Origin of the sequence: Kribbella hippodromi, assembly GCF_039531045.1 — a bacterium.
Lineage (GTDB): Bacteria > Actinomycetota > Actinomycetes > Propionibacteriales > Kribbellaceae > Kribbella > Kribbella hippodromi.
This window is the reverse complement of record NZ_BAAAPH010000005.1, coordinates 71292-93908: the sequence shown is the minus strand read 5'-3', so window position 1 is coordinate 93908 and position 22617 is coordinate 71292. Positions and strand designations below refer to the sequence as shown.

General features: G+C 66.7%; 19 protein-coding genes. 11 read left to right on the top strand and 8 right to left on the bottom strand.

Features of this window, described 5'->3' with window-relative positions:
* Nucleotides 1-4: 4 nt before the first annotated feature.
* From rfbA to ABD260_RS09245, 5 genes are all read right to left on the bottom strand, one after another.
* Nucleotides 5-883 (bottom strand): glucose-1-phosphate thymidylyltransferase RfbA, encoded by an 879-nt coding sequence (gene rfbA / locus ABD260_RS09265; RefSeq protein ID WP_344232984.1) that lies wholly within the window; start codon nucleotides 881-883, stop codon nucleotides 5-7.
* The gene (gene rfbD / locus ABD260_RS09260; RefSeq protein ID WP_344232983.1) at nucleotides 880-1764 is read right to left on the bottom strand and encodes a dTDP-4-dehydrorhamnose reductase; all 885 of its coding nucleotides are present in this window, start codon (nucleotides 1762-1764) and stop codon (nucleotides 880-882) included. The genes rfbA and rfbD overlap by 4 nt, the downstream gene beginning before the upstream one ends.
* 199 nt (nucleotides 1765-1963) lie before the next feature.
* Nucleotides 1964-3139 carry an enolase C-terminal domain-like protein gene (locus ABD260_RS09255; protein WP_344232982.1) on the bottom strand — a complete coding sequence of 392 codons (1176 nt, stop codon included), beginning with the start codon at nucleotides 3137-3139 and terminating at the stop codon, nucleotides 1964-1966.
* The gene (locus ABD260_RS09250) at nucleotides 3123-4817 is read right to left on the bottom strand and encodes a glycoside hydrolase family 140 protein (RefSeq protein ID WP_344232981.1); all 1695 of its coding nucleotides are present in this window, start codon (nucleotides 4815-4817) and stop codon (nucleotides 3123-3125) included. Before ABD260_RS09250 ends, ABD260_RS09255 begins: the two co-directional genes overlap by 17 nt.
* A 265-nt stretch (nucleotides 4818-5082) precedes the next feature.
* Nucleotides 5083-5901 (bottom strand): IclR family transcriptional regulator, encoded by an 819-nt coding sequence (locus ABD260_RS09245; RefSeq protein ID WP_344232980.1) that lies wholly within the window; start codon nucleotides 5899-5901, stop codon nucleotides 5083-5085.
* A gap of 365 nt (nucleotides 5902-6266) precedes the next feature.
* Here ABD260_RS09245 and ABD260_RS09240 point away from each other — a divergent pair, with 365 nt between their 5' ends.
* The 9 genes from ABD260_RS09240 (at nucleotide 6267) to ABD260_RS09200 (ending at nucleotide 16611) form a co-directional block, all read left to right on the top strand.
* Complete coding sequence (locus ABD260_RS09240; protein WP_344232979.1) at nucleotides 6267-7496, top strand: phthiocerol/phthiodiolone dimycocerosyl transferase family protein; 1230 nt, start codon at nucleotides 6267-6269, stop codon at nucleotides 7494-7496.
* Nucleotides 7497-7524: 28 nt separating this feature from the next.
* Nucleotides 7525-9000: an amidase family protein gene (locus ABD260_RS09235; protein WP_344232978.1), complete on the top strand. Its 1476-nt coding sequence runs from the start codon at nucleotides 7525-7527 to the stop codon at nucleotides 8998-9000.
* Between the two features lie 59 nt (nucleotides 9001-9059).
* A complete protein-coding gene (locus ABD260_RS09230; RefSeq protein WP_344232977.1) occupies nucleotides 9060-9704 on the top strand; it encodes an acetyltransferase in 645 nt (214 codons plus the stop codon).
* A gap of 203 nt (nucleotides 9705-9907) precedes the next feature.
* Nucleotides 9908-11443, top strand: coding sequence for an ABC transporter substrate-binding protein (locus ABD260_RS09225; RefSeq protein WP_344232976.1), 1536 nt, complete (start codon nucleotides 9908-9910; stop codon nucleotides 11441-11443).
* A 50-nt stretch (nucleotides 11444-11493) separates the two neighbouring features.
* Nucleotides 11494-12462: an ABC transporter permease gene (locus ABD260_RS09220; protein WP_344232975.1), complete on the top strand. Its 969-nt coding sequence runs from the start codon at nucleotides 11494-11496 to the stop codon at nucleotides 12460-12462.
* The gene (locus tag ABD260_RS09215; protein ID WP_344232974.1) at nucleotides 12452-13306 is read left to right on the top strand and encodes an ABC transporter permease; all 855 of its coding nucleotides are present in this window, start codon (nucleotides 12452-12454) and stop codon (nucleotides 13304-13306) included. The genes ABD260_RS09220 and ABD260_RS09215 overlap by 11 nt, the downstream gene beginning before the upstream one ends.
* Entirely contained in the window at nucleotides 13306-14298 is a 993-nt protein-coding gene (locus ABD260_RS09210) for an ABC transporter ATP-binding protein (protein ID WP_344232973.1), read from the top strand. Before ABD260_RS09215 ends, ABD260_RS09210 begins: the two co-directional genes overlap by 1 nt.
* Entirely contained in the window at nucleotides 14282-15061 is a 780-nt protein-coding gene (locus tag ABD260_RS09205) for an ABC transporter ATP-binding protein (RefSeq protein WP_344232972.1), read from the top strand. Before ABD260_RS09210 ends, ABD260_RS09205 begins: the two co-directional genes overlap by 17 nt.
* Nucleotides 15058-16611 carry an FAD-dependent oxidoreductase gene (locus tag ABD260_RS09200; protein WP_344232971.1) on the top strand — a complete coding sequence of 518 codons (1554 nt, stop codon included), beginning with the start codon at nucleotides 15058-15060 and terminating at the stop codon, nucleotides 16609-16611. The genes ABD260_RS09205 and ABD260_RS09200 overlap by 4 nt, the downstream gene beginning before the upstream one ends.
* An 18-nt stretch (nucleotides 16612-16629) precedes the next feature.
* Here ABD260_RS09200 and ABD260_RS09195 read toward each other — a convergent pair whose 3' ends face one another.
* From ABD260_RS09195 to ABD260_RS09185, 3 genes are read right to left on the bottom strand one after another with little or no spacing between them, the layout of a single operon-like run.
* Complete coding sequence (locus tag ABD260_RS09195) at nucleotides 16630-17898, bottom strand: glycosyltransferase (protein ID WP_344232970.1); 1269 nt, start codon at nucleotides 17896-17898, stop codon at nucleotides 16630-16632.
* Nucleotides 17898-18848, bottom strand: coding sequence for an NAD-dependent epimerase/dehydratase family protein (locus ABD260_RS09190; RefSeq protein ID WP_344232969.1), 951 nt, complete (start codon nucleotides 18846-18848; stop codon nucleotides 17898-17900). The genes ABD260_RS09195 and ABD260_RS09190 overlap by 1 nt, the downstream gene beginning before the upstream one ends.
* Nucleotides 18845-20143: a nucleotide sugar dehydrogenase gene (locus ABD260_RS09185; RefSeq protein ID WP_344232968.1), complete on the bottom strand. Its 1299-nt coding sequence runs from the start codon at nucleotides 20141-20143 to the stop codon at nucleotides 18845-18847. The genes ABD260_RS09190 and ABD260_RS09185 overlap by 4 nt, the downstream gene beginning before the upstream one ends.
* Nucleotides 20144-20314: 171 nt before the next feature.
* Between ABD260_RS09185 and ABD260_RS09180 the strand changes: the two genes are divergently transcribed.
* Nucleotides 20315-21451 (top strand): aminotransferase class I/II-fold pyridoxal phosphate-dependent enzyme, encoded by a 1137-nt coding sequence (locus tag ABD260_RS09180; protein WP_344232967.1) that lies wholly within the window; start codon nucleotides 20315-20317, stop codon nucleotides 21449-21451.
* Nucleotides 21451-22614: a UDP-N-acetylglucosamine 2-epimerase gene (gene neuC / locus ABD260_RS09175; protein WP_344232966.1), complete on the top strand. Its 1164-nt coding sequence runs from the start codon at nucleotides 21451-21453 to the stop codon at nucleotides 22612-22614. Before ABD260_RS09180 ends, neuC begins: the two co-directional genes overlap by 1 nt.
* Nucleotides 22615-22617: the final 3 nt, after the last annotated feature.

The following is a 22617-nucleotide window of genomic DNA, read 5'->3' as shown; positions in this document are numbered from 1 at the left end:
CCGTTCAGCTCGCCAGCGCCGCGCGCGCGACGGCGACGACGTAATCGCCGTAGTGGGAGTTCGACAGTTTGCGGCCGAGCGCCATGCACTCGTCAGCGCTGATGTAGCCCATCCCGAGCGCGATCTCCTCCAGGCACGCGATGCACACACCGGTTCGGTGCTCGAGTACCTGGACGAACTGGCCGGCCTCGAGCAGCGATTCGTGCGTCCCGGTGTCGAGCCAGGCGAAACCACGGCCGAGGTTCACCAGTTTCGCCCGTCCACTGCGCAGGTAGGCAAGATTCACATCGGTGATCTCGAGCTCACCGCGGGCGGACGGCGTGAGGCCACGGGCGATCTCGACCACCTGGTTGTCGTAGAAGTACAGCCCGGTGATGGCCAGGTTCGACCTCGGCTCGCTCGGCTTCTCCTCGATCGACACCAGTTGTCCGAGCTCGTCGAGCTCCCCGACGCCGTAGCGGCCCGGGTCCTGGACGGGATAGCCGAACAGCACACAGCCGTCGAGCTCCTTCAATTCCTGGCGCATCCGGGCCGAGAATCCCTGACCGTGAAAGATGTTGTCGCCGAGTACGAAGGCGACATCGTCGCCGCCGATGAACTCCTGCCCGATCAGGAAGGCTTCCGCCAGGCCGTTCGGGCTGGGCTGCTCGGCATAGCTGAGCCGGATTCCGTACTGGTCGCCCGAACCCAGCAGCCGCCAGAAGTTCGGCAGGTCGGACGGCGTCGAGATGATCAGGATGTCCCTGACACCGGCCAGCATCAGCACCGAGAGCGGGTAGTAGATCATCGGCTTGTCATAGACGGGCAGCAGTTGTTTGGAGACTGCCGATGTCACCGGATGCAGCCGCGTACCGCTGCCGCCGGCGAGCACGATTCCCTTCATCGAGATCGCCCTTCCTGGTTCGGTGTCAGAGCCTGGTTCGGGATCAGAGTTGGCATCGCGGCGTCGAAGGCCGCTCGCCAGTGGCGCATGGGTGGCAGTACGGTGCGTCGCCAGCCGTCGTGGGACAGCACCGAATAGCGCGGCCGTGGTGCCGCTCGGCCGAGCCGATCCGAGGTCGTCGGGCGAACCCGGCCCGGATCATGCCCGGTCGCCGCGAACACCGCACGAGCGAGCTCGAACCAGGTGGCAGAACCGCCGTTCGTCGCGTGGTAGATCCCGGCCGGCACGCCGACCTCGACGACCCGCACGATCCGCTCCGCCAGATCCCTGGCCCAGGTCGGCTGCCCGGTCTGATCGGTGACCACGTCGACGTGGTCGCGGGTCTCGGCGAGGCGGTGCATGGTGCCGACGAAGTTCTTGCCGTAGGCACCGAACAGCCACGCCGTGCGCAGGATCAACCCGGTTTCCGGCAAGCACGCCAGAACGGCCCGCTCACCCTCGGCCTTCCCTCTTCCGTACGCGGAGATGGGCCGCACCGTCGCATCCTCCGGGTACGGTTCGGTGGCCGACCCGTCGAAGACGTAGTCGCTCGAGATGTGGATCATCCGGGCGCCGTGCAGCCGGCAGGCGCGCGCGACGTTCGCCGCCCCGGTCGCATTGACTCTCGACGCGGGGCCTGGCTCAGCTTCGGCGCGGTCGGCATCCACCCAGGCCGCCAAGTTCGCCACGACATCGTGGCCGGCCACGGCAGCCAGCACCGCCTGCTCGTTCGTGACATCCAGATCTCGTCTGGACAAAGCAGTCGTCGTAGACCGCGGCAGTAGCGGAACCAGCTCTTGCCCGAGCATGCCGCCGGCGCCGGTCACCAGCCAACGCACCATCGCGTCACTCCAGGGCGGGATGGTGACGCGTCGGATGCCGCAAGTGGGCGCGGACCGATGAATCCAGCGCCACTGGTGACCAGGACCCGCATTGCCCCTCCCCACTCGAGGTATCCGGCTCCTGGAGCGTATGCCGCGGCGTCCCGTCAGCCCACCTGGGCTAGTTACACCGCCCTACTTCCGTCACCGCACGAATGCCTCATGGTCGTTCGAGCGGGACTTCGCGGACCGGGCTTCGGGGCGCGATGGAGATACCCAAGCCAGGTACGCGGCTCAACTCGATCTGACCGTCCACCGCCTTCGCCTCGCCGTCGAACAACAGATGAGGCATCTCGTTGCCGACAAGCGGCTGTGGGTTCACCGGAAAGTACTCGGCCAGTGGGCATGCGGGTTGCGAAGAGACGAGGTGGTAGTTGTGTGCCTGCCCGGCATGTGGAATCACCGGGACACCTGCCGCCTCCGCCAGCGCGCACACCTTGCGGCCGGCAGTCAAACCACCGACTCGGTTCACATCAGGCTGGGCGATGTCGATCGCACCGCTCGTGATCAGGTGATAGAACGCCGCCGGTGTCGCCTCGTGCTCACCGGCCGCGATCGGGATCGCGCTCGCGGCCCGCACCTGCTGATACCCGGCGATGTCGTCAGGAAGCAACGGTTCCTCGAGCCAGCGCAGGTCATAGGGCTCGAGCATGCGCACCATCCGCAGCGCGTACTCCCGATCCCAGCCCATGTACGCGTCGGCGGCGAGGTCGACGTCGAAGCCGATCGCTTGCCGAACCGCTTCGACCAGCTCCACATTGCGACGGAGCCCGGCCCGGCCGTCCTTCGGGCCGTACAACAACCGTTGCTTCATCACACCGAAGCCGGCATCGACGTAGCTCTTCGCCTCCGCGGCCAGCGCTTCCAGATCATCCGTCGGGTAGAGCTGACTCGCGTACACCTGAGTCTTGGCGGCTTTCAGGCCGCCCAGCAACTCGTAGACCGGTACGCCGAGGTGCTTGGCCTCCGCGTCCCACAACGCGATGTCGACGGCGCTCACCGCGGCCATGCCGACGCCTCGGCGCCCGAACGGAACGACCGTCCGGTACATCCGTTGCCACAACGCCTCACGGTCCGCCGAGTTCTGGCCGAGGACCAACGGAGCAAGGTGGCCGGAGACGATCTGGATGGCCAGTCGCGGGGTCAGCGCGGCGTTGCCGATACCGATCTCACCGGTCGCTAGCTCGAGCTCGACCGTCATCCATTCGTGGAACCCGAATGCCCCCTCGGCAGCCGGGGCCCCGTCCCAGGCCCGCAAGGGATTCGCATACATCACCTGATGAGGGCCGGTCGGCGCCTCGAACAGCCGGCAGCGAAGGTCAACGATCTTCGTCATCACGCGGCTCCGCGGGTCGCAGTACCAGCAGCCAGTCAGCCCAGCCAGGCAATGTCGACAGTCCGTCCGGCGCGCTCCGCAAGCGTGCGGAGCCGTCACCGTCCGGATCGATCACGAACTCGTGCTGAGTGCTTCCGGTGGAAGGATCGATCAACTGTGCGTGCCATGGATGGTCACCCAGATCGTGCAACTTCACCACGGTGTAACTGAGGACATTGCGCAGGTAGGCGTTCGGGGGGAAGTAGAAGACGCGCGGTCCGTCGCACTGTCCCGCCGCATACGGCAGGGAGCGATCGCCGGAGCTCGCGCTCGGGGTGACCCACTCCGGGTGGGGCTCGAACTCGCCCCAGGGCAACGACAGCAGCAAGTTCCGGCCGATGCCGAGCTGACGTGCTCCTGGCAGGGTGGCCGCCTCTCGCCAATCCGGCGCAAGACCGGAATCCAGTCCCGGAACGGACAAGTCGTTGAAGGCCCACACGCCGTGCGCACCGTAGCTGTGGCCGGCCGTACCCGAGAGCAGGTGGCTCCAGAACATGAATCGCTGCAGGTCCTGCCAACTCGATCCGGCGATTCCCTCATACGAAGGCTCGCCGTTGATCACCGGCTTCACCGGCTGGTGATCCAGCGCCGCGTGCACCTGGTCGAGGGCCGTCCGGAACGTCTCGTGACCCTGATGACCGGTCTGAAGCAACCAGAAATCGACCACACTCTCGTCTTCGAGATACTCCCACGGCCTCGCTCTGGGAACCGAGTGGATCGTCACCGGCCGCCCGAAGGCATCCACCTCGCGCACCGTTCGGGCGATGTCGTTCACCGCCTTCAGCTGGTACGAGATCGCCGCTTGTTCGCTGCCGTACACGCGGGTCATCGCCTCGGCCGTACTGGCCGCGGTGATCGCCGGCTGCAGGGCCGGGTCCTCCAGGTCCATTGTCGCGGGCAACGAAGCCTCACCCGCCAGGCACCAGACCACCGGATAGGCTCCCCAGCGGGCGATCAGTTCACGCCAGTGCCGGTTGAGCTGACTGACATCCATCAGGCTGTAGTAGTGGCCCCACGCACCTACGATGCACGGCACAAGGTCCAGTGCGATCAGCTCGGCGATCCGCTGGTCGGCCTCGTCGAACCACTCCGTGTTCGGTGCGTCCGAGTCCCGATCCCACACCCAGCCACTGCGGCTCCGCGCCGCGGGTGCGAACGGTTCGCTCTCCGGGTAGAGGCCCGCGACAATCTGGATCACGGAAAAGCCTTGCTCCGCGCGGGCGGCCGCGAACCGGCGGAACTCGTCGAACTCGAGCCGCTCGGCGAAGCCGTACCACCAGGTGTCGGCAAGCCAGCAGAACGGGGTTCCGTCGGCGTGCTCGAAGTGGCGCTGATCAGCGGTGACCCTGATCGGGCCGCGAGCAACGAGTCCCCGCGCTTCCGCCTGGACCACCACCTCGACGGTTCCGGTGGCACCAGCTGAATCGAACTCGTCCGAGTCCTGTACCTCGTACCGGTGGGTTCCGGTTCGGAAAGACGAGTACCGGACCTTCCATTGCCCGCCGGACGCGAACGCCGGTACCCGCAGCCGGCGGCCGCCGGGCTCGGCGAACCACACGTCGACGGCTGTCTTGCGGTCCGCGACGGCACCGAGGCTGATCTCGGCAACCGCGCCACGGCCGATCTGGATGGCAGTCATGACGTTTGACCTCCGACTCACCAGACGAAATCATCGTTTCATTTCGCAGCATAGGGAGCGATCTGGAGGCAGCGCAAGACCCGGAAAGTACCGGAACGGACGCCGACGAGCACAGGGCACTCGGCCGGCGCAAGGCGGCAGGTGGGGGCTCGACGGGGCAGATCGGTTGCTCGTGCCGGGCAGCCGAAACCCCTGGGCCGAAGATGTTCGGCTCAGGGGTTCGCACGACGCCAGTTCGGGGCCGGGATTGTCCCGGCGCAGCCGGTCAGGCCGTGGGCGGATCGTCCTGGGCGAGCGGGGTGAGAGTGATCCGGGTCGCCACCTCGATCAGCGTCCGGCCGGCCATTTCGACATCTCGCATCGAGAAGCGGGCTTCGGGTGCGCTGACGCTGATGGCCGCCGGAAGGCGGGTGCCGAGGATCGGGACGGCGACGCAACGGCCGTCGGGCTCGTTCTCGCGATTGTCGACCGCGTACCCCAGCCGCCGGACCTTCGCCAGCTCGGCCAGGTAATCGTCGACATCGGCGATCGTGTCCACGGTCCGGCGGGGCATGCCGGCCTGCTCCAGCAACTCCCGCACCCGCTCGACGGGCAGGTGCGCCGCGATCGCCTTCCCGAGCGCGGTGGAGTGCAGTGGATCGTGGCTGCCGCGCTCGGCCGCCAGCCGAACACTGCGGCGACTCTCGATGATGTCCAGATAGATCACGTGGTGGCCGTCGAGCAGGCCGAGACTCGTGGTCTCGTCCAGCGCGTCGCGCAGTCGCTCCAGCGACGGCCGGACCCGCTCCCGCAAGACCTCCAGATGGTGCGACTGCATGCCCAGGAAACCCAGGCCGATCCGGAACAGCCCGCTGCCGGCATCACGCTCGACGTAGCGGTGCTGCTCCAGCGTCCACAAATACCGGAAGGCTGACGACTTCGGCAGCTCCGCCGCGTCGGCAACCTCCTTCAACGTCACGCCGTCGATCGACTCCTGCAGCAGGTTCAGCACCGCGCAGACACGCTCGATCGCCCGCACTCCGTACCCCGGGCCATCGGGGCTCCGATCGGACTCCACCTGCGACATCGGTGCCAGCGGACTCACCTCGGCCTCCCTCGCCGTCAAGCAATCAGCTTCGAGGTTTCATTCTATGAAACCGCCCTTTCGCCAACAAGGGGGCCAGTTTGCTCGTACGGCGAGTCGAGGTGCGCCGAAGCCCGCCGGACAGCCTTGTGAGGCGCGGCACCTGGCTCTTATGCTTCCAAATGAAACGAGAAGTTCATATTCTTGACACCGAGCTTGAGTTGAGACCGCACCGTCGCGGCGAGATCCACCGCCCGGGCCGGTGGCGCCTGCCCGTCGCCGCACCTCGCCTACATTGCGGACCTGCCCGAGCAGCCTTGCAATGGAAGTCGACGCAGCGCACCTGCGGCGGACCGCTGATCCGAAACCATTGATTGGGGAGACTCGTGCAGCAGCAACGTGACCTCGACTACGCCGAAGTCCTGATGAAACCGCTCACGGCCACCGTCGCGGTTTCCTACCGCGGGCAACTCGACATTGAATCCCTGGTCGCCGCGTATCGGCAGCTTTGTTGCCGGCATTCCATTCTGAGTGCCCGGATTCATGCCAAGGACGCCGGCTTCGAACTCTCGGTCGGCGACGATCCGAATCCGAAGCTTTCGGTCTTGACCGGCGACGAAGAGACCTTGTGGGATACCGCGCGCGGTTCATGGGACGACACCGAGGGCGTAGTCCAGCTCATCGTCGTGCACGCCGAAAATCGCGGCTATATAGCGATAAGGCACAGTCATGCAATCATGGACGGTGGCGTGACCTTTCCGCTGCTGTCAGAGCTTTGGGCCATTTATACCGACCTTGCCGCCGGGCGCCCGATGCAGAACGTGGCGCGCGACGAGTTGAGTATCGGTCCGGCCGACCTGCTCAGTACCCGGTGGACGGAAACCTCGCCGATACCAGTTCCCCAGCCGGCGGAAGTACCGGCGGATTCCGGGAGCGGCGCCTTCGATCCGGGGGTATCACGACGATTGACCCTGAGCGAGAAGGACACGGACCGGCTGCTCGGCGTCGCCCGCGCGCAGAGCGTCACCGTGGGCGGGCTGCTGACCGGCGCGACCGTGCTGGCAACCACCAAGCTGACCGGACCGCCACCGTCGGGGATCGTGACGATCCTCGCCGGAATCGATCTGCGGCGCCATCTGGAGCCACCCGTTCCGGTCACCCGAACGGCCAATCTGTACGGCCGGTCGATCGCCGACGTGAACGCCGGTCCGGATGCGACCGCGACCAGCATCGCGCGCGAAGTGAACGACCAGCAGCGTGCGGCGCTCCGAACCCGGAACCTCGAGATCGCCGGCGTCGACAACCCCGGGTACCAACCGCGGACGCTGGCCGGCTACTTCATCGTGAACAACTACGGCATCCTGCCGTCGTTCCCGCCTTCCGGCTCGGTGCGCATCGTCGACTTCACCGTGATGCCGGCCGTCGACATGAGTGCCGCGCAGTTCTACTACCAGCGGTTCTACACCTTCGACGGCCGGATCAACTCCTTCATGACGTACCCGTCCCGCTTCTCCGGCGAGCCGATCGAGCTCGTGGTGGCGAACTTCCTCCGCGAACTCACGGCGATCACCGGAACCACGCCAGAGCTCGCGGACAAGGACTTCCACCGCTACTGAGGCGAGACCGATGACCGAGGTGAGACCGATGCGCGAACGTCCAGACCGGCTTGACGGTGTCTCCGTGCTGGAGCGCAGCCTGAAGGCCGATCTGGCTGTCCTGGACGAGTTCGTAGCGGACAACACCGGCGCGGCGGCCTACGCTGCTCCGGACGGCGACCGGACGTTCGAGGTACCGGCCAGAGCAGCCGATCCACTCAATGCCTGGTTGTCGAGGTGCTCCTTCTCCGGAAAGGGCAAAGGACTTCTGTCCGGAACAACGGTGTCCTTCAAGGACACGATCGCGGTCGCCGGACTCCCGCTCTCGGGTGGAGCCATCGGTCTCGAGGAATACCGGCCCGACTTCGATGCGACGGTGGTTCGCCGCGCCCTGGCAGCAGGCGCGACGGTGGTCGGGAAGAACGCCGTCGTCGGTGGTTTCGGCGAAGGCGATCCCGGTCGGCGCCCGCTGAATCCGTACGCGCCGGACCATCTGACCGGCGGTTCCTCCGCCGGGTGCGCCGTCGCCGTTGTGGCCGGTGACGTCGATGTGGCCTTCGGCGGTGATCAAGGCGGATCAGTCAGGATTCCTGCCGCTTGGTGCGGCGCGGTCGGCCTGAAGCCGACCTTCGGCCTGGTGTCCCACTTCGGCGTGGTCAGCGACGCCGATCAGATCCTCGATCATGTCGGCCCGATCACCCGTACCGTCGAAGCTGCGGCCACCGCGTTGCAGGCCGTCGCCGGATACGATCACCTCGATCCGCGGCAACGCCGCGAGGTACCGGTGGATGTGAACGTCCTAGACGGTTTGACCGACGGTGTCGCAGGTGTTCGGATCGGCCTCCTGACCCAAGGATTCGCGGGCGCGGACACTGAGGTCGCCCGCCTGGTCACCGGCGCGGCCGGCATTCTCTGCCGGGCCGGCGCCGAAATCCGCGAGGTTTCGATTCCTGACCATCGGAGCGCACTCGCGGCGTACTTCGCCGTGAGTATCGAGGCGGCGCGTGTTGCCGGCGGTCCCGGACCAGTCGGCGCTGGGGCCACTGCATGTTATCCGGAAAGCCTCGTCGCCGCCCTGAACAAGGCTTGGTCCCGCCGCGATTCCGGCGCGGAAGAGTACGGACGGCTGATCAGCGAGGCGGCCTGGAAACATTTCGACGGCCGCGCCTATGCGGTCGCCCGGAACGCCCGGTTCAAATTCGTCAATGCCTACGACCGGGCATTCCAGGACGTCGATCTGCTACTCATGCCGACTTGCCTTTTCACGGCCCCGGAATTCGGGCGTGCCGACAATGGGCCGGCCGATTTTCATTCGTCCGTCCACGCGATGGGAATGTCGAACACCTTGCCGTTCAATTACACCGGCCATCCGGCGTTGGCCGTGCCCTGTGGAAAGGCCGACGGACTTCCGGTCAGCTTGCAGCTCGTCGGGCGGCAGTTCGACGAGGCGCTGCTGCTCCGCGCCGGGTACGCCTTCCAGCACGCTGTCTCGTTCGAGGAGGTCACCGCCGTGGCCCGGAGATAGCAGGCAGGCGGAAGGAGACCGGCTGTTGCCAGGCCGCGCTCATCGGCAGCATCACAGCCATGGCTGCCCAGCACAAACGGTCCCGGGCACTCGTTGTCGTCGGCGCGGGTGCGATCGCCCGGCAGGTCCGGTCCCTTGTCGCCGAACTCGCCGGCGAGCCGTACCAGATCATCGGGTACGTCGACTCGGCCGCCGCGGCGCACCCGCATGGCTGCGTGCCGCTGCTCGGTGGCGATGAGGTGCTGGCCGGCACCGACAGCTCGTACGTGATTGCCATTGGCAACCCGACGGCCCGGAGCCGGATCGACGACTCGGCGACTCGCTGGCACCGGCATCCGGCAACGCTGGTGCATCCCTCGTCCACCCTGGATGCCGGCGTTTCACTGGGCGCAGGCTGCATTGTGCTGCCAGGCGTACGAATCCAGGCGGATGCTTGCCTCGGCAGACATGTGCTGGCCAACGCGAACGTGGTCGTCGGGCACGACTGCGTCGTCCATGAGCACGCCGTACTGAGTCCGCTCGCGATGCTGGCCGGAGGTGTCGTGGTCGAACGCGGCGCGCTGATCGGCGCCGGCGCCGTCGTGCTGCCGGAACGAGTCATCGGCTTCGGTTCGACCATCGGCGCTGGTGCCGTCGTCACTGCGGATGTGCCGCCGCTGACGCGGGTCGCCGGCGTACCGGCCAGGAACATCGATCGGGCTTGAGCTGCCCGGCGAATCGTGACGAGATGCCCGAGCTCCCATTCTTGACAGCGCGGAGCGGCGTCCGTTAACTGGAATGAAACACGGAGTTCAGTTGATGAACCGCGAGCCCAAGATCCCCTGCACCTCTCGCCAGCGGCGGATCGCCGACCCCGGCCGCCGCGGCATTCCGTGCCAACTCCAGCCCTGAGGAGGTGGGGTCAGTGATGGAACCCAACCGCGCGCAGCGCACGCACTGCGCCTCGAGACGACCACTGCGATTCCTGGCCGCACTTGCCGCCGGGCTCTGCTTCGCCCTGATCGCGGCCGCGTGTGGCAGCGGTTCGAGCGGCAGCGCCATCCGGGGGACGAAGGACAGTCTCAGAGTGGCAGTGGCGCAGGAACCATCTGATTGGAACTACCTGCGCAACCCCTCGACGACCATTCGTCAGTTGCTCCTGCTCAACGTGCTCGAGCCATTGCTCGACAAGAAGGAAGACGGATCCCTCACCCCATTGCTGGCGGAGTCGTACACGATGAGCGACGCCGGCACGGTGTACACGTTCAAGATCCGCAAGGCGGTCTTCAGCAACGGCGCCGAGGTGACCGCCGACGATGTCGTTTATTCGCTCGAGCAGGCCAAGAACACCAAGCTTCAGGACGTCGCCGGGCGGCTGAAGGCGGTCAAGCAGATCGCGAAGGTCGACGACCACACTGTCCGGGTCACGCTCAGCAAGCCCAGTCAGGCGTTCCTCGACGCGATGTCGACCGACAGCGGCATCGTCATCCCCAAGGGTTCAGCCGGCAGTTTGACCAAGACCCCGGTCGGCAGCGGCCCATATATCTTCAGCGCTTGGAAGAACGGCGTCGAGGTCGACTTCGTCCGCAACGACAAGTACTGGGGTGACAAGCCGGAGCTGCGCACGATCACCTGGCGCTGGATCGACGACGTGACCACGGCGATCAACGCACTGCGCGCCGGTGACGTCGACATGATCGGTGCGTTCTGGGGCAAGAAGGAGCAGATCGACAGCGTCGCGCGCACCGCGGGCTTCACCAAGCAGGTCATCCCGGGTTCGGAGATGGTGTACCTGAGCCTCAATGCCGACGATCCGTCCTTCAAGGACGAGCGGGTCCGGCAGGCGATCGCGTACTCCCTGGATCGGAAGGGATGGATCGACGGTACGACCGGGAGCGGTCAGCCCACCTGCGTGTTCGTCAATCCGCCCAATCAGCCGTGGAAGAGCGACAAGTGCCCCTACCCGTACAACCCGGAGAAGGCCAAGCAACTGCTGACCGCGTCCGGCAAGCAGGGGATGACACTTCGCTACACCGCCCTCGCCGGTACGCAGAACGGCGTCGCCATCATCACGCAGGGCCTGGAGCGCGCCGGGTTCAAGGTGCAGGCCCAGTACCTCGACTGGCCGACCTATCTGGATCGGGTCCTGACCAGGGGTCAGTACCAGATCACGCACATCTCCGGCCCACAGCCGATCGACACCTGGACCTGCCCCGGCTGGTTCACCCATGACTGCTACCCGGAGATGGACAACCTGCTGGCCCAGGCCGACCGCGCACTCGACCGGACGCAGTGGGCAGACCTCAGGCGGGAGGCCGTCGAGAAAGATGCCGAGCGCGCCTATTTGATCCCGGCCTGGACCTCGAGCGTGACTTCGCTGCTCAAGGTCGGCATCGCCGGCTCCAAGCCGTTCTCGGCGAACAGCGAGCTGGACATGCGGAAGGTGCACTGGACCACGAGCTGATCAGCCCGGCCCGCCCCGTTCAGTCGCCCAATGAAAGAAGGAGAGGATCGATGCGCTGGCTCCTGCTCAGATCGCTAGTCCTACTCGCTGCATCCGCCCTCGCTGGTTCGGTGGTCGTGTTCCTGCTGCTCAGGCTGCTCGGTGGGGACGTGGCGACCGTCATCCTCGGCAGGACGGCGACGCCACAGTCCCTGGCCGAGTTGCGCTCGCAACTCGGCCTCGACCGCCCGGGAATCGTCCAGTACTTCACCTGGCTCGGGGACCTTGTCCGCGGGAACCTGGGCCAGTCGTATGCCGCCGGCTATGACATCTCTCAGCAAATTCAGTCCCGGCTGGGCGTGACGGTCGCGCTGGCGCTGGGGTCGATGGCAGTGTCGTCGGTGGTTTCGGTGGCGGCCGGTTCGTACGCCGCGCTGCAGGCCCGGAAGGTCCGTGGAGCATTCGTGGACCTTCTGACCCAGCTGGGCATGGCCGTCCCGACCTTCTGGGCCGGGCTGGTTCTGGTCATCATCGTTTCCATCCATCTCGGCTGGCTCCCGGCCAGTGGTTATGTTCCGTGGTCGCAGGACCCGGGTCAGACGATCAGGAGCCTGACCTTGCCGGTGGCAGCGCTGTCGATCCATGTCACGGCCGTTCTGACCCGTTACGTGAAGTCCGCGATGCTGGACGTGCTCGGCCAGCCGTACCTGCGCACCGCGATGGCGAAGGGCCGGACCTTGCCGATGGCGGTGCTCGTACACGGGGTCCGGAATGCCTCGGTCTCGATCGTCACCGTCGGAACGCTGATGCTGGGTGGGTTGCTGGCCGGGACGGTGGTGATCGAGAACGTCTTCAATCTGCCCGGTCTCGGCAGCTTGCTGGTGTCGGCGATCAAGGGACGCGAAGCCCTGGTCGTGCAGTCGGTCGCCTTCGTGATCGTGCTGATGGTGCTCACGCTGAACTTCCTGATGGACATCGCGTACGGCGTGCTGGATCCGCGAATCCGGGACGCCGAGAAGCGGGGTACCAATGTCGAATGATCGACGCTCAGCGCGGCACAACCTGACCCCGTCACTGGTGGCCGGCGCCGCATTGCTGGTCCTGTTCCTCGGCGCGGGACTGGTGTCCTTCGTCTGGACGCCGCACGATCCAGGGGAGATCAACGTGGCCAACAGGCTCGCCCCGATGGGGTCGAGCGGCCACCTGCTGGGTACGGACGACCTCGGCCGGGACGTACTCAGCATGATCATGGCCGGAGCGCGAACGTCCCTGCTGGTGGGCGGTGTCTCGACGATCGCCGCGATCATTCCCGGGGTGTTGTTCGGCCTGCTGATCGCCGGCAGCCGCAGTACGCTGCAGAGTTTGTTCAGCCGGATCACCGATGTCGGAGTCGCACTCCCCGGCCTCCTGCTCGCACTCGTTCTGGCCACTGCCATCGGGCCCGGCAACACCACGTCCATCGTCGCGATCATGACGTGGTTCATTCCGGTCTCGACACGGGTCACCATCGGGCCGGCCCGGCAGGTGCTCGCCCTCGACTTCGTGGAGGCCGCCTTCGCGTACGGCCGGAGCAAGCGCTTCGTCCTGTTCCGGCACGTACTGCCCAACATCGGGCCGCTCATCCTCGCCCAGACCTCGGTCATGTTCGCCTCCGCGATCCTGATCGAAGCGGCGCTGTCCTATCTCGGCGTCGGCGCTCAGCCGCCGACAGTCTCCTGGGGCAGCATGCTCAACGAAGCGCAGAGCTTCCTCGGCGTTTCCGATTCCCTGATCGTCGTTCCAGGCGTCGCGATCGCGATCACCGTACTCGGCTTCAACTTCCTGAGCGACGGGCTGCGGGCCTTGCTCGACCCCCAACTGCAGACGAAGGAGGTGGCGGCCTGATGCTCGAGATCAGTGATCTCTGCGTCGCGATCGGACCACATCGCATCCTCTCGGTCGAGAAGTTCCAGATCGATCCGGGACAGCGGGTCGGGCTGGTCGGCGAATCCGGGTCCGGGAAGACGATGATGGCCACAAGCATCGCCGGCCTGCTTCCGGACGAGGCGTCTGTGCAGGGCTCGATTCGGCTGGACGGGAGCGAGCTGATCGGCCGATCCGATCGCGAACGTGCCAAGGTACGCGGCAGCGAGATCGGGATGATCTTCCAGGATCCGCTCAAGGCACTGAATCCGTTGATGCGGATCGGTCGTCAAGTCGCCGAAGCCGTTCGTATCCGGTCCAGCCTCACCCGGCGTGAGGCCGGTCGGCGGGTGCTCGAACTGCTCGAACAGGTCCAGCTGCCCGAACCGGCGCAATTGGCGAGACGGTACCCGCACCAGCTCTCGGGAGGGCAGCGGCAACGGGCAATGATCGCGATGGCGATCGCCCGCAACCCGCGCCTGCTCATCGCCGACGAACCCACCACCGCCCTCGACGTGACCGTCCAGCAGGGCATCCTCGAGCTGCTGCTCGACCTGAGCCGGCAGCACGGGATGGCACTGCTGTTCATCACTCACGATCTGGGCGTGGTGCGGGCCGTCAGCGACCGGATAGCGGTGATGTACGGCGGCCGGCTGGTCGAGTCCGGCCCGGTCCGCGAAGTGATCCACCACCCACGGCACCGCTACACCGAGGCGTTGATCGCGGCCAGCCCTGCCAGTACCCGGCTGACGGAGGCGAGCGCGTTGCTCGGCGTTCCGTTCCAGACGATCGCCGGCACCGTACCTGCCGCGGGGGAGTTCCCGTCGGGCTGCCGGTTCCGGAATCGCTGCACGCACGCGGTCGAGGCCTGCGCCGTGGAGCCCGCCGCCACCGAAGCCGGCGACGACCACCTGTACCGATGCTGGAATCCCGCGATCCGCACAGGAGCTGAGGCCCATGAGCTACATCGTTGAGACCAAGCACCTCTCGTTCCGCTACCGGACGGCTCCGGCGCCGTCGCTCGTGGATGTCGATCTCGGCATCGAGCCCGGCACGACGCTGGGGCTGGTCGGGGAGTCCGGGTCTGGCAAGTCGACCCTGATCCGGGTGATGTGTGGCCTGATCCCGGTCGCACCGGGCGCGGTCCGGTACCAGGATCGTGATGTCGTGGACTGGCTTCAGCAGGACGGCCGGACGTTCCGGCGGCAGAACCAGCTCGTCTTCCAGAATCCCGCGAGCTCCTTCGACCCACGGATGACCATGGCCACGGCGCTCGCGGAGCCGGTCAAGGCCCTCGAGCAACGAACGCCGACCACCAGCGAACTGGTCAGTCGTCTCGAGCAGGTCGGTCTCAACGCGGGCGTGCTGAACCGGCATCCGCATCAACTCTCCGGCGGTCAGGTTCAGCGAGTGGCGATCGCGCGAGCGCTCCTGGTCGGACCACAGTTGCTGTACGCCGACGAGCCCACCAGTTCGCTGGATGTCTCGGTCCAGGCCCAGGTGCTGAATCTCCTGATGGAGCTACGGCGCACGCTCGGGCTCACCCTCGTCGTCGTGTCGCATGACCTGGCGCTCGTGAGCAGAGTCTGCGATCGGGTCGCCGTGATGTTGTCCGGCGCGATCGTCGAGGCGGGGCCGACGGCCGAGGTCCTGCGCGAACCGAAAGCGCCGTACACCCAGCAACTGCTGGCCGCGGCCGAACTCGTCAGTCTGTCTCAGGAGGATGCGAACCAATGACCCGTACAGTCGATGTGTGCGTGTACGGCGGCACTCCGGCCGGCTGCACGGCGGCGGTGGCGGCGCGCCAGGAGGGCGCGACGGTTGTGCTGGTCGAACCGAGCCGGTGGCTGGGCGGGATCCTCGGCGCCGGGATCAAACCCGCGCAGGACTGCTCGCTGCCGGAAGCCGTCGGTGGCCTGACCGGGAAGCAGATCCTCTCCCTCGGCGCCACTCCCCCGGAGATCCGGGCCGGCTTCACCAGATGGCTCCGCGACGAAGGCATCACCGTCGTCTTCGAGCATCGCGTCGAAGCCGTCCAGCTCCAGGATGGCAACATCTCGAGCGCCAGGTTCGGCTACGCCCCACCCGATCCATGGGGCGTTCCCATCCCCGCCTCGGTCGGCGGCAGGGTCGAGGACGTCGAGGCCCGGGTTTTCATCGACGCATCGTACGAAGGCGATCTGATGGCTGCCTCGGGTACCGGCTACCGGATCGGCCGCGAAGCGGTCACCGAGTACGGCGAGGAACCCGCCGGTGTCCGGGAGCCGACCAACTGGACTCCGATCGATCCGTTCGTCAAAGCGGGGCAGCCGGACTCGGGATTGCTTCCGATGATCGATCCCGATCACGGTAAGCCGGTCGGGGCCGGCGACGACTACACGCAGGCGTACAACTTTCGCTTCTATGTGACGACCGACCCGGACCGCGCGGTCGAACTCACCCCGCCGCCGGACTACTCCGCCAAACAGTACGAATTGGTCGGCCGCTATGCCGAGTACATTGCCCAGTCAGGTGCCGGCGACGTGACGGAACGGTTGAGCGGGATCTTTCCCGGCTGGCTGAACGAAGGTGAGTACAACTATCTGCGCGAGTCGCTGATCACCATCGCGCCACTTGGCGTGAGCCGCTACTACCAGGATGCCGGCTGGGATCGGCGCGCGGCGATCTGGCAGCAGCATGTCGACTACCTCCGCGGCCTGCACCACTTCCTGTGCACCGACCCCCGCGTTCCGCGAAGCTTTCGCGAACAGACCGCCGCGCTCGGTCTCGATCGGGTCATGCACCCGGAGACCGAGGGCTGGCCGAACCAGCTCTATGTCCGGGTAGCGCGCCGGCTGCGCGGGCAGTACACCCTTACGCACGAGGATGTACTCAACCGGACGGCAGTGGACGACGGCGTCGGCCTGGCGTTGTACGGCGTCGATACGTACCCAGCACGCCGATATGCCTGCACGGTGCCTGGTGCGAGCAAGCTCGGCGTCGCCACTGAGGGAAACATGTTCATCGGTGGACACATGGGCACCGGTCATCCGTTCGACGTGCCGTATCGCGCGATCACGCCATCGGCCGAGGACTGCCGCAATCTGCTGGTCCCGGTCAGTCTGTCCGCGACGCATATCGCGTACGCGGCGATCCGGATGGAACCGACGTTCTGCGTACTCGGCGAGTCCGCCGGAGTAGCGGCCGCGCTCGCCGTGCAGCATGCCACCAGCGTGCAGGAGGTGAACGTCGACAAGCTGCGTACGCGCCTCGCCGAGCGGGGACAGATTCTTCAGGTGGCAACCTGACCGGGACAACCTCTGCGTTCAGATCCGGGCGGCTTCGACGATCTTCAGTGCGTGGTCGACGCCCTCCTCAGCCCGAACGAGGTGCCCAGCCTCCGCTGCCGAGACAGCCATCGCCGAGTCATTGACCGCCGTCTCGATGGCGCGGGCCAGCGTCACCGGATTGAGGTCACGCTGCGGCAGCGGAGGCGGCGCGGCGCCGAGGGCGTGAATCCGCTGGGCGAAGTAGGGCTGATCGACGAAGAAGGGACAGACGACCTGGGGCCGTCCGGCTGCCAGCGCGGCGCCGGACGTACCACTGCCGCCATGGTGCACGACGACCGAGACTCGGCTGAACAGCCAGTCATGCGGCACGTCCTTGATGAACAAGAGGTTGTCGTCGCTTCGGCCGATACCGATTCCGCCCCAACCGGTGGCGACGACGGCACGCACACCGGCCAGCCGCACGGCCTCGACGATCGTGCGGCGGGTTCGTTCTGGATCGACACCGGCCATGCTGCCGAAGCCGACGTACACGACCGGCGAGTCCGCGGCCAAGAAGTCCGCGACCGTACGAGGCGGACTCCACTCAGGTGCGGCGGGCAGCCGCCAGAAGCCGGTGGTATGAACCCATGACGGATAGTCGGCCGGCATCGGCGCCAGGAGGTGTGCGCTGAACGCCTGGAGGAGGGTGACCGGGCGGCCGTCCGGTCCACGGAGGAGATCACGAAAGCCGCGCCGGGCCGGCAGGCCGAGAGTCGTGGTCCGCCAGCGCCTGGTGTGTCCGGACAGGATTTGGTACCAGAGGTTCGATGTCCGGTAGCTCAGCCGGTAGAGCCCGGTCGGGATTCGCAGCGCGTGCATAGGATTCTGGAAGGCGGAGGTGGGCGCCCAGAACGGCTGCATGCAGACCGGCAGGGCCGGGATACCAAGCCATTCACCCAGTTGCTGTCCAGGCAGGATGACGTGGTAGACCAGCAGATCGGCGCCGTCGCGCGCGATCCGTGCCAGGTCGTCCAGCACCTCGTCCATCATCGGCCGGTACTTGCGAGCAAGCTCGAAAGCCAGGCCTTTTCCCCGCAGTCCCCGGTAGTTCGTCTCGAACGCTTCCCGAATGATCGGGTCGGTCGAGAGCTTGTTCGGTCCATCAGCGATCGGAACGAACTGCAGGCCGTACGACCGCACCAGCGTTTCCGACGCGGCGGGCGCGCCGAGACGGACACTGTGGCCTGCCTCCGTCAAAGCACATCCCAGTGCCACGAAGGGTTGGACGTCGCCGCGGGTGCCGTGGGTGAGGATGAGGATGTCCATTACGCGCCCCGATCGCGGTACCAGTCGAAGGTTCGTTGTACGCCGGTCTCCAGCGAGACGGACGGCTCGTAGCCGGTGAGCTTTCGGAGCAGGGTCAGGTCGGGGCAGCGGCGGGCGACCGAGCCGCGGGGGGCGGGGAGGAGGTCGGTACGGGGGTGGTGCCCCGCGACCCGGAGGATCAGGTCGGCGAGGTCGCCGATCGGGATCTCTTCGGCGTCGCTGCCGATGTGGACGATCTGGCCGGTCGCGTCGTCGCTGTCCATCAGGCGGATCATCGCCTCGACCGCGTCGTCGACATGGCAGAACGCCCTCGACTGATCCGCGCCGTACAACTTGAACGGGTCCTCCTTGCGCAGTGCGCGCAACGCCAGTTCGGGGATCACGTGGTCCGCGCCCATCCGTGCCCCGTACACGTTGTGGAAACGGCCGATGACGAACGGAATCCCCTTCGCCGGTGCGGTATGCAGCACCGCGGCTTCGCCGAAGAGCTTGCTGGCACCATAGGCGAACCGTGGCGCCGTGATGTCCCTGATCATCAGGGGCACCGTCTCCGAGGTCGGGACCGGTACGACGCCCGCGCTGACCCCACCCGCGTACACCTCGCTGGTGGATGCGAAGAACAGCCGCTCCCCCGGGCGCATCCAGTCCAGCAGGTGGAGCAACGACAGCGCGTTCGTCCGGATCACTCGCGCCGGATCGGATTCGACGTTCCGTACGCCGACGACCGCCGCGAGCATGTAGATCTGGTCCCACGGATGGGCCAGGTCATGGAGCGATGCGGGTTCGGTCAGGTCGGCATGGACGACGGGTACGCCGAGCGCCGTCACGTCGTGATCGGTGTGCCCGCGGGAGAAATCGTCGACGATCGTGACTTCGTTGCCTTCCGCAATCAGGCGCCGGGTCAGGTGCAGTCCGATGAAGCCGGCGCCACCGAGTACGAGAACCCTCATGCGGCCGCCTCATAACCGATGCCCGCGTACCGGATGCCCCGGGAGAGGATCGCCGCCGCGTCGAGGATGCGCCACGAGTCGTACACCAGCCGAACCGGCGAACCGGCGAGCAACGCCGCGATGTCGAGGTCGCGATACTCGGCATGATCGGTGATCACCAACACCGCGTCCGCGCTCCCGAAGGCGGTGCCCAGGCCGACCGGATCGCCACCGTACGCGCGGATCACGTCATCGCGGACGAGCGGATCATGCCCCAGTACGCGAATCCCGGCCGCTTCGAAGACCGGCATCATGGCGGCGATCGGCGTACCCCGCATGTCATCGGTCGGCGGACTGCCCTTGTACGCCCAGCCGAGGACCGCCAGCCTCCCGGCACCACCCATCATCGCGGCGACCCGCTCGGCCACGTGCACGGGCAGCTGCTCGTTGAGAGTTCTGGCGGCGCGTACGAGACCCGGCGCCTGACTGTTGCGACCGGCCGAGGACAGCATGATGTACGGGTCCTTCGACAGGCAACCGCCACCGACATAGCCGGGCTTGGCCAGGTCGGGTCGGGGGTAGTCCAGGTTCGTTGCCCGGATCACCTCGAGCGGATCGAGGCCGAAACGCTCGGTCAGCATGGCGATTTCGTTGCCGAAGGCATAGATCAGGTCGGTGTGGCAGTTGTTGCCGAGCTTCACCAACTCGGCGGTTTCGAGCGACGACACCGGTACGACCTGTTTGCAGAGCCGGCTGAAGAGCCGTACGCCACGATCGAGGCTTTCCGCGTCGAGTCCACCGATCACTTGCGGCAGCTCGACCAGTTCGCGGAGCGCCTGGCCCTGGATCGTACGCTCCGGCGCCATCACCAAGTGGGCCGATCCCCATTCGGCAAGCAGGGCCGGCAGGACGACCGCCCGGCTCGTGCCGACCGGAACGGTGCTCCGGACCACGACCAGGGTGTCCGGCGCGCAGCGTTTCGCGACGGTCTCGGCGGCGGCGGCGAGATTGCGCAGGTCGGGTTCGTGGGTGACCGGATTGACCGGGGTGGACACCGAGATGATCGCCGCGTCGAGTTTCTCCGGGAGCTCCTCGGCGACGAACAGGTTCCGGTCCACACACCGGGCGAAAACGTCTTCGACGCCCGGCTCGAAAAGATGCGGTTTACCGCGGCGCAGTGAATCCAGTACGGCCGGCTGCAGATCGGCGCCGTGTACTTCGAATCCTTTCAGCGCCATCGCGGCGGCCAGGGTGACGCCGACGTAGCCCAGACCGACGATGCCGACACTGGGGTTTTCCCGTGATTCCAAGGTCATTCTTGTCCACCTTCGTACCGGGCCGACGAGGAAGCGAGGCGTTTCGAGTCTGGCAATCTCCGCGGGTGTTCGGCAGGTGGGCGTCTTTCACCGGCCGCGGCGGAACACGGCCCCTGGTTCGCCTCCGGCCGCTCTGGCAGCGTGGTTGATCTCCAGAAAGGGAGGGGCCGGGTGCCGAACGTGATCCCGCTGAGCGAACCGGGTTTCGGTGGCAATGAAGCGGCGTACCTGAAGGAATGCCTGGACAGCGGGTACGTGTCGTCGGTCGGCCCGTTCGTCGACAGGTTCGAGCGCGAATTCGCGACCACGGTCGGCGCGGCTCATGCGGTCGCCTGCGCGAGTGGGACGGCAGCGCTGCATGTCGCGCTGCAGCTCGCCGGGGCAGGACCCGGCCGGCTCGTCGCGGTCTCCGACTTCACGTTCATCGCCTCGGTGAACGCGATCCGGTACACCGGCGCCGACGTACTGCTGGTCGACAGCGAGCCGCGGACGTGGAACCTGGACACCGAGCTGTTGCGTGATCATGTCGTCCGGCAGGCGGCGCGTGGCGGCCGGATACCCGATGTCGTCGAGGTCGTGCACGTCCTCGGCCATCCGGCCGACCTCGAACCGTTGCTGGAGTTGCGCGATCGGTTCGGCCTCCGGATCGTCGAAGACGCCGCCGAATCCCTGGGTGCGAGTTGGCGCGGAGGCCCCGAGGCCGGCCGGCAGACCGGTACGGTCGGCGAGCTGGCCGGATTCTCCTTCAATGGAAACAAGATCATCACCACCGGCGCCGGCGGGATCCTGACGACGAACGACCCCGAGCTCGCTGCCCATGCGAAGCACTTGACCACCCAGGCCAAGGTGCCGGCGTCGTCGTACCTGCACGACGAGATCGGGTACAACTACCGGCTCAGCAACTTGTCGGCCGCGCTCGGTGTCGCGCAGCTCGAACAGCTCGGTGAGCGCATTCGCCGGAAACGCCAGATCGCCCGGCGGTACGCCGAACAACTCGACGGTCTGGCGCTGACCTTGCCACCACATGCGCAGTGGGCGGAACCGACGTACTGGCTGTACTCGATCCTGCTCAACGCCGATGCCCCGGAGAAGATCGCTGATCGATTGTCCTTGGCCGGGGTGCAAGCGCGACGCGTCTGGCGGCCGATCCACCAGCAACCGCCGTACGCCCGGACGGAACGACTCGGTGGCGAGGTCGCGGACGATCTGCACGATCGCGGCCTTTCGTTGCCCAGTTCCCCGCAGTTGACCGGGGAACAGCAACACCTGGTCTGTACCGAACTGGCCTCGGCGTTGGCAGCGAACTGATGGCTCGAAGGATCTGCGTCTTCACCGGTTCGCGGGCCGACTACGGACCACTCGCCGCCGTACTACGGGCCCTCAGCAACGATCCCGGGATCGAACTCCGGGTCCTCGTCAGCGGTTCACATCTGGTCTCGCAGCAGGGCAGCACGGTCGACGCGATCACGGCCGACGGTTTCCCGGTCAGCGAGTGCGTACCGATGGTGGTCGCGAGCGATACGCCGGTCGGCGTCGCGAAGTCCTTCGGGCTCGGAGCGATGGGGTACGCCGACGCGCTTGAGCGGATCGCCCCGGACATCCTGGTCCTGCTCGGAGACCGGTACGAGGTACTGGCCGCGGCGGTGGCGGCCACCTTTCTACGGCTCCCGATCGCGCACATCTGCGGCGGCGAAGTCACCGCGGGATCGACCGACGAGGGGATGCGGCACGCGATCACCAAGCTGTCGCATCTCCACTTCACCGCGACGCCGGCGTTCAGCCGAAGGGTCGTTCAGCTCGGCGAGGACCCGGCCCGGGTACACACGGTCGGCTCGCCGGGGCTGGACACCGTACGAACGACCAAGTTGCTGGACCGGACGGAGTTGTCGGCGGTCCTGGGCATCGAGCTCGGTACGCCGACGATCGCCGTCACGTACCACCCGGCCACCGCGGACCCCGTCGGCAGCGAAGCGGGCATCAAGGGCCTGATCAGGGCACTGGACCGGCTCGGCCGGGGCACGGTCGTCTTCACCGGCCCCAACGTCGACCTCGGCGGCCCGTCGGCCGACCGTGAGCTCCAGGACTTCGTCGCGCGGCATCCCGGCCGGATGGTGATGCGCGCCTCCCTCGGCCAGACCGGCTACCTCAGCCTCGCCAAACACGCCGACGTCGTCGTCGGGAACTCGTCCAGCGCCCTGATCGAAGTCCCCGCGCTGGGCACCCCGACCGTCAACATCGGCACCCGCCAGGAAGGCCGCCCGACCGCCGAGTCCACCATCAGCTGCGGCACCTCCGCCGAGGACATCCAGTCCGCCATCGAACAAGCCCTCACCCCCGAGCACACCCACCGGGCCACCACCTGCCCCTCCCCCTACGGCGACGGCCACGCCGCCCCCCGAATCCTCCACCACCTCAAAACCACCCCCCTCCATTCCCTCTTCCAAAAACACTTCACCGACCAAACCACCTAAGGC